Here is a 7,807-nt window from a genome sequence, read left to right as displayed (position 1 = left end):
AGTCCCAAGGCGGTAGTAAATCAAAAATGTAAAGCCGTCCTAAAAGGACGGGGTTTCTACCCATTTTTCTGATGAAACTAAAACGATTGGGACACGTAGCCGTCTGCGTGCAAGACATAGAGAAGTCTGCTGAATTCTACCGCAACTTGGGTATGGAGTTAGTCTGGAAAGATGCAGACTGGGCTTATTTGAAAGCAGGAGAGGACGGATTGGCGCTGTTGAGTCCGAGTTACGACCAAGCAGGGCCGCATTTTGGGTTTGTATTTGACGATCGTACCGAAATGGAATCCGCCTACGAACAACTCAAAGCCGATGGTGTTTCCGTCACCCACATTCACGAACACCGCGACGGTACTGCATCTTTTTACGGCAGAGATCCAGATGGGAACGGCTTTGAGTACCTTTACGAACCGGCCTGACGATTCTAGGGCTTACGAATCAAAACCCAAGAAACCGGGTTTTTAGCGGTTTCGGCGAGTTGTAACCCGTCTTCTCGACAAAAACCCGGTTTCTGACCACGTGCGATCGCGAACTAAATTAAGTAAGCGCACAGAAAAAATAGAATACCCAGATACCCGGTTTGGCGTTCCTTTTTTCGTTCCCGGAACCTCCCTACAACTCCCCGAATAATGTGAGGTACTCACACCGACGCTTCTAAAGTAAGGTGCAGACTCTCAATCCGAAATATATCGACAACTTCCGAAAATCGGCTCGATAATCTAAAATCTAAAATCTAAAATCTAAAATCCTCATGTTGCAGAGAATACAAGTCAGAAACCGCTGGAAATCAATCTTCAAACCCTGGGAAGAAGCAGACCCTTGGCTGTTCGCCGCTTGCATCGCCCTCACCATCTTCGGGGGAATTATGATCCACAGCGTGGAAATTAATCAGGGACTCATCAACTGGTGGCGGCACTGGGTAACTGGGGCAGTCGGTTTGTTCCTCGCCATCATCATTTCCCGCTGTCGCTACCAAATACTGATTGAGTGGAAATGGCCGATTTACATATTAATCAATTTGTCGCTGATCGCAGTGCGTTTTATCGGTACTACAGGGCTCGGTGCCCAGCGGTGGATCAACATCGGCGGCTTTTACCTGCAACCATCAGAATTTGCCAAAGTAGGCATGATTATCACTTTAGCAGCTCTCCTGCACGAGAAGAATGTCCCCACAGTCCGGGATATGTTGAGGATGCTGGCGATTATGGCTGTACCCTGGGGATTGATCTTTGCCGAACCAAATTTAGGTACTTCCCTAGTGTTCGGCGCGATCACAATGGGGATGTTTTACTGGGGAAATGTCAATCCCGGCTGGCTAATACTGCTATTCTCTCCTCTCATCTCAGTTCTCTTCAATAACCTGTCTACACCGATTTGGATAGCCTGGGTAGTTGTTGCGGGTATTATTGCTTGGCGAACCCTGCCTTGGCCGTGGTTGGGGACTTTCGGTGCTGTATTGGTGAACGTTGTTTCTGGACACCTCGGACATATTTTTTGGAATGTGCTCAAGGATTATCAAAAAATGCGTCTGACAGGGTTTTTAAACCCCGAGAAAGACCCTTTAGGCAGCGGATATCACTTGATTCAATCTCGGATTGCTATTGGCGCTGGGGAACTGAAGGGCAGGGGTTTGTTTCAGGGAACGCAAACTCAGCTTAACTTTATTCCCGAACAGCATACGGACTTTATCTTTTCAGCTATTGGCGAAGAATTGGGTTTTATTGGCTGTATTGCCGTGTTGTTGATTTTCTGGATAATTTGTTTCCGGTTGGTGACGATCGCTCAAACTGCTAACGATAATTTTGGTTCTTTGCTGGCGATCGGCGTACTGTCAATGTTGATTTTTCAGGTGTTCGTAAATATTGGGATGAACATTGGCTTGGCTCCGGTTACGGGCATTCCGCTGCCTTTCCTAAGTTACGGGAATGCGTCGCTGCTGAGTAATTTTCTCGGCCTGGGACTGGTGGAGGCGGTAGCAAGCCAGCGACAGCGCAAGAAGCGTTGGAATTAGCTCATTGGTAATTGGTTCTGGGAATGCGATCGCGCTTTTGATTTCTTTCGAGAGATTCTGCGGGCGATCGCATTTTTTTCATCTGCCTAGGCGCATCTAAATTTTACGCTTCCTGACCCGAGCCTTGATGAGTATCAAGTCTGATAAAATTCTTGTGGGGTGCGCGCGATAACCCGCCCAAAAATAAAATTTAGAGGCCAAACAGCTTAATTCTATCAACTTAATTAAACCACTCCTGACGCAAACAATAAATGGTTTTACGCGCTATGGGTAAGTCACTCTGTGTGCAGTGGACGCCCTACTAAGGACGTTCTTAATGCCTGAAACAATTGCTATTATTACATCTTTTTTTCTTCTTCCTGCTTCTTGCTTCCTTCTTCCTGACATCCGTTACATCCGTTACATCCGTTACATCCGTCGAGCGAATCCGTTGCCGAACTTCCTTCTTCCTAACATCCGTTACATCCGTTACAAAATCCGTTGCCGAACTTCCTTCGCCTCCAATTATTCGTTCATATTCTTGTACGTAGCAACAGCCGAAGGCGAACTCCGGTTTAAATAACGGAATATCCAATACTTAAATACCGTATCCAAGATAACGGGAAACGTCGCAATGAACAAAAATATGAACTGCCTATTTTCTGGTAGTCCCAAATGCCTCGATACACCTTCGAGAATTACTTCCCAACCGTGAGGCGAGTGGAATCCGACAAACACATCCGTAAACAAAATAATTACGAAAGCTTTCGCACTGTCGCTGAGGCCGTAAATCACATCGTCCATGAAAGACTTTAAAATCTCAATCTCTTTCTTGTTAGTGACGATAATCGCGACAAACGCCATGCACGAAATCAAATCGGCAAAAATATTTTTAATAGCTCCACTACTTTCAGCGCGGTATTCCTCCGCTAGCTCAACTGCTTTCTCGGCAATCTTCTGTTCCGTTTCCTCTAAAGAAAGCGACGGAGCACTGCCTATTAACCTTTCAAATTTGAGGTGCTGCTCAAATCTCTCCAGTTCTTGGAATGCTTCTTCTTCCAGGTTAACATTTATGAAAAGTGGAGCATTTTCTTGACCTCTAAAATGGTCAACTATCGGTCCCACTAGAAAGTTTTTGGAGATTTGATTCGTCAACAGCGGAACTAAAATCAAAAGCAAAATAAATCGGAGAGAAATAATTGTTTTTACTTTGGAATTGCGAAAATTCTTGACTACTTCTTTTTCAGCTCCCGGGTCTAAATCTTTAGTGATTCGATTCAAAGTTCCCAAAAGTGAGCGCGGTAACAAATTCACTTCTTCATAGTTAGTGTCAACCTCACCATCGTGAATTTTAACAGAATTAGCTGAACCTTTATTTGGGTCAGGTGGAGAGCTGCTGTTTGTGGTAGATTTTACCTGCACATTTACTGAACTGACCACCGGAACAATTGCCGTCGATCTACTATTATTAATATACTTGTCGATGACTCCATCAATAAACTCTAGCTTCTCAAATATAAGGGAGGCTATATCTTTATTGTTGAGATGTAATCCGTGCTGGTGATAATCGGCGCTGTACCCCGTTTTCGGTTTGGCCCCCACTCGCTCCGGCAGTTCCAAAAAAGAACGGCTAGCATTAAACTCAACCATTCGGGTTTGGATGACCTTGAGGTATTTTTGCAGTTCGGATTTAAAGTAAGACAGGGTGCTTTGTCCGTAATCTCCCGATCGCTCAGAGATTATTTGACCGCCAAAATGCTCGTCTTCGATCGCCTTAATTGCTAACGCAGCATCGTAGGCCTGTTCTAAGGCCCTCTCAGGCGTTTCTCGATACCATTGGTTAGCGCTGTAGAGATATTTTACAATCCTGTTCCACGGAGAAGTATTCATAGCTAAAGCGGGTTAGTTGGCTGTAGACATTAGTGATTAAAGTATTCACGGTATGGTAACAAATTTACATAAATTGAGAACTGCCATTAAGGACTCAATTTGGATTGTCGGATCTGCCCGCAGTGGCAAAACCACTCGTTTAGTCGAGCAGTTCTGCATTTGGAGCAAAACTGTCAAGCCCTTGCCCACAAAAGTTTCAGGGCGATCGAGTTCCGGGCGGCGGCGGGCTGGACAAACTGCCCCAGCAATTTTAGTCTTAGCAGCTAACGGAGACAACCGGCTAGAATTGGCCGATCGCATCGCCGTCGCTACCGAAGGAAAATATACCTTTCACTCCACAACGCCCTTCGGTTTTTTTGAGCAGGAGGTATTGCTATTTTGGCCCCTGCTAGTTCAGTCGCTGAATTTGAGAGCTCAATTTCCCCTGCGACTGCAACCTGAAACCGAACTGGAACTTGCCACGAGACTCTGGCGTCGCGAACTAGACGAAGGCATTTTGCAACAAACAGGGGTAAGTCCAAACCGAATGGTGCGTCGAACACTAGACTTATTACAACTTGCTGCTGTCAGCGGTACGCCCAGAGAAGAGATTCCCAGCATTCTGGAACAGGGATTTGCTATCTCAGGCGGCTCGACCAACCTGTGGATTAGCATGGGAGAGTTGCTGGAAAGGTGGCGGGAATGGTGCTTGACACGGGGGCTCCTGACTTACGGGATTGTTTGCGAACTCTACTGGCGCTATTTGTTGCCGGATAGCAGTTACCAGCAGCATTTGGCCTCTAGATACCAAGCTGTGATCGCAGACGATGTTGACGATTATCCGGCGATAAGTCGCCATTTGTTCGATCGAATGCTCGACCAAGGTGCAGCGGGGGCGTTCTCCTACAATTCAGATGGAGGAGTGCGTTTGGGCTTGGGGGCTGACACGGAATACCTAGCCCGACTCGAAGACCGCTGTCAAAGCGTGGAAAATTTGGATGCCAAAGCCGGTTTAGCCCCAGAGATTGGGGATTTAGCGGTAAGTTTAGCAGTTAATTCAGAGGGTTTTTATCCTTTAGGCTTGAGTTTGCCCGGATCGGTTCGATCGCTCCAAACCACTTCCCGGGCTCAACTGCTGCGAGAAACCGCCGAAATTATCGCGGATGCGGTGAAGTCACAAGCCGTGGAACCGCAGGAAATCGCCGTAATTGCCCCCGGGATGGATGCGATCGCCCGTTACAGTTTAACGGAAATTCTCGCGCGAGATGGTATCGCCGCCGTATCTCTCAACGATCAGCGTCCCCTCTCGACTACCCCAGAGATTCGGGCTTTACTCACTTTGTTAGCCTTAGTTTATCCGGGACTCGGCCGTTTAGTCGATCGAGACGGCGCTGCAGAAATGCTGGTAGTGTTGGGCAGCCAGAAACACCGTTCATTGGAAACAGAAGATTCCAACTCGACGTTCAATCTAAAATCTCAAATTCAAAATCAAAAATCGATCGACCAAGTGAGAGCAGGTTTAATCGCCGATCACTGTTTTTGTCCAGATATCGATCGACCTCAATTGCTGCCAATTACAGCCTTTCCCCGGTGGGACAGACTGGGACACCGAGCAGCCGGGGCCTACGAGCAGATTGTGGAGTGGATCGAACAACAGCGGTCGCAACAGCAGGAGCGGCTGTTGCCGAGTCCAATTGCCCTGCTCGATCGAGCCATCCAGAAATTTCTGATGAACGACAGATACCTCCCCTACGATCGGCTAGCAGCCCTGCGCGAGTTAATGGAAACCGCCAGCCACTACTGGGAAATCAACGGGCGAATGCAGCGCGTAGAACCAACAAAGGGCGGCGACTCAGAAACGATCGCCCGGTTCATCCAATTGTTGCGCCAAGGAACCGTCACCGCCAACCCATTTCCAGTGCGTCCAGAAGGCCCAGCAGCCAGAGCCGTCACCCTCGCCAACATCTTTCAGTACCGCAGCAGCCGCCGCGCCCACAAATGGCACTTTTGGCTTGATGCCGGCTCGCCCCTGTGGCTGAGCGGTGGTGCGGCGACATTGTTTGGTGCTCCCTTATTTTTGCGATCGCAACTCGGGCGCCCCTGGGAAACCGAAGACGAAACGACTGCCGACCAACAGCGACTGCGGCGAATTCTGCTAGATTTGTTAAGTCGCTGTTCCCTGCTTTACCTTTGCCACAGCGAATTATCCGTCAGTGGACAAGAACAAACCGGGCCGCTTCTGCCCCTAATTAACAGCTCTGTTTCTTGTCAGAAGTCAGCATAAGAAAGTCGGCTTCTGAAGGCAAGAGGCACATATTTATTCGGCATTCCGCAGGAGGAAAGAAAAAATTATGACAGCGAAAATTTTTATTTTTTCGGCTTCTGGATAAATACACCGGGCTGACTCGAAGCCAGACTTCTAGGTTCTATAGAACTGGGGCGATATTAAAGTATACCCAACATAGGCAGCAAAACGTGCAATCATTAATATTTTGAGATCAAAAGATGCCCGGATTAAAAAATATCCATAGCCGTTGCAGTTTTGATTTAGTATGCTAGAAATGATCGGGATTATTAATCAATTTTAAGCCAGATTTGTGGCAACAAACTGATACTAATCAGTTCTTAAAGTTAATCGGGATCGTCGTTTAAAGGAGCCAAAATAATGCCAAGTGCAGTGCCAGTAGTAAGTATACCAACACCAACACCAGAACCAACACCAGAACCAGAAACGCCAACACCAACACCAGAAACGCCAACACCAACACCAGAACCGCCAACACCAACTCCGACGCCGACTCCAACACCAACTCCCTCCGGGGACGACACATTTGGTGGCATAGACGACACATTGGGCGGAGGCTCAGGTACGTCGCCCGCAGTCATCGGCGGCGTAGTCCGTGGCACAGAAACCAACGACTCCTTAGTTGGCAGTCCCGGGCCCGACGTGATTTCCGGGCTGCAAGGCAACGACAACCTGCAAGGAGCCGACGGCGACGATTTAATATTCGGGGCCGACGATGACGACGTGCTGTTCGGCGCGCCAGGCAACGACGTTCTCGATGGCGGTTCAGGACTCGATACCCTGTACGGAGGCAAAGACAACGACTCCCTCGACGGGGGAAATAACCCTGACGTGCTTTACGGCAATGACGGCAACGACACGGTAATCGGAGGCGAAGGCAGAGACACGGCTTACGGCGGCAAAGGCAGCGACAGCTTGCGTGGAGGCTCTGGCGACGATAGCTTTTTGGGCGATCGAGGCGACGACATCCTGTGGGGCGACCAAGGTAACGACTCGCTCTTCGGCGGCGATGGTGAAGACTTGGTATTTGGCAACGAAGGAGGCGACTGGCTCTACGGAAACGCCGGCGGGGATACATTTTTTTCCGGCGACGGCGACGACATCGTATTCGGCGGCGACGGTGATGACATCGTGGACGGCGGCGCGGGCAACGACGTTCTTTGGGGCGAAGCAGGCAAAGACGTAGTGGCAGGAGGCGAAGGCAGAGATGTCTTCGTCATCGGTGCCTTCAGTTCCCCCAGCGGCAGCAGCGACGGCACTAACGCGGCTTTTCTCACTACAGGCGGCCCCGACATCGCCGATGCCGACATTTTCACAGACTTTCGCCAAGGCGAAGATTTAATCGGGTTAAGTGGCGACCTCAAGTTTGAAGATTTGGTAATCTTCCAAAGCGCCGAGACCAAAGCCGGAAGTACGATTATTCGCAACGGCGTCAGCGGCGACTTTTTAGCAGTATTGCCCGGAGTAGACAGCAGAACCCTAGGGCGAAGCTCATTTGTAATTGCCCCCACAGTTCCCGGCAGCGCAACTCCGCTTCCCCTGCCGACGCCGACAACCAGTCCGACGCCGACGCCGACAGCAAGTCCGACGCCGACAGCAAGTCCGACGCCGACAGCAAGTCCGACGCCGACAGCAAGTCCGAC

Annotated in this window: 5 protein-coding genes; 4 read left to right on the top strand and 1 reads right to left on the bottom strand. The window is 49.2% G+C overall.

Annotated elements, in window-relative coordinates; genetic code table 11:
• The first annotated feature begins 71 nt into the window (after positions 1 to 71).
• Positions 72 to 419, top strand: coding sequence for a VOC family protein (locus QUB14_RS21500; RefSeq protein WP_190661613.1), 348 nt, complete (start codon positions 72 to 74; stop codon positions 417 to 419).
• Between the two features lie 332 nt (positions 420 to 751).
• The gene (gene rodA, locus QUB14_RS21495; protein WP_333218991.1) at positions 752 to 2,011 is read left to right on the top strand and encodes a rod shape-determining protein RodA; all 1,260 of its coding nucleotides are present in this window, start codon (positions 752 to 754) and stop codon (positions 2,009 to 2,011) included.
• 504 nt (positions 2,012 to 2,515) lie between these two features.
• On the opposite strand, the gene QUB14_RS21490 is transcribed toward rodA, so the two are convergent.
• Entirely contained in the window at positions 2,516 to 3,880 is a 1,365-nt protein-coding gene (locus QUB14_RS21490) for a proton extrusion protein PcxA (protein ID WP_333218988.1), read from the bottom strand.
• Positions 3,881 to 3,932: 52 nt separating this feature from the next.
• Between QUB14_RS21490 and QUB14_RS21485 the strand changes: the two genes are divergently transcribed.
• The gene (locus tag QUB14_RS21485) at positions 3,933 to 6,143 is read left to right on the top strand and encodes a recombinase family protein (RefSeq protein ID WP_333218986.1); all 2,211 of its coding nucleotides are present in this window, start codon (positions 3,933 to 3,935) and stop codon (positions 6,141 to 6,143) included.
• A gap of 381 nt (positions 6,144 to 6,524) precedes the next feature.
• A partial coding sequence (locus QUB14_RS21480) for a calcium-binding protein (RefSeq protein WP_333218984.1) occupies positions 6,525 to 7,807 on the top strand: 1,283 nt, incomplete at its 3' end.

The organism is Microcoleus sp. B3-D2 (assembly GCF_036705345.1).
In the GTDB taxonomy this organism is placed as follows: domain Bacteria; phylum Cyanobacteriota; class Cyanobacteriia; order Cyanobacteriales; family Microcoleaceae; genus Microcoleus.
The sequence above is the reverse complement of the archived record's forward strand: the minus strand, read 5'-3'. Positions and strand labels throughout refer to the sequence as shown.

What these genes read in the sequence shown, in the direction of transcription:
- QUB14_RS21500 (WP_190661613.1), top strand. Translation starts at nt 72, where the DNA reads ATGAAACTAAAACGATTGGGACACGTAGCCGTCTGCGTGCAAGACATA.
- rodA (WP_333218991.1), top strand. Translation starts at nt 752, where the DNA reads ATGTTGCAGAGAATACAAGTCAGAAACCGCTGGAAATCAATCTTCAAA.
- QUB14_RS21490 (WP_333218988.1), bottom strand. Translation starts at nt 3,880, where the DNA reads ATGAATACTTCTCCGTGGAACAGGATTGTAAAATATCTCTACAGCGCT.
- QUB14_RS21485 (WP_333218986.1), top strand. Translation starts at nt 3,933, where the DNA reads ATGGTAACAAATTTACATAAATTGAGAACTGCCATTAAGGACTCAATT.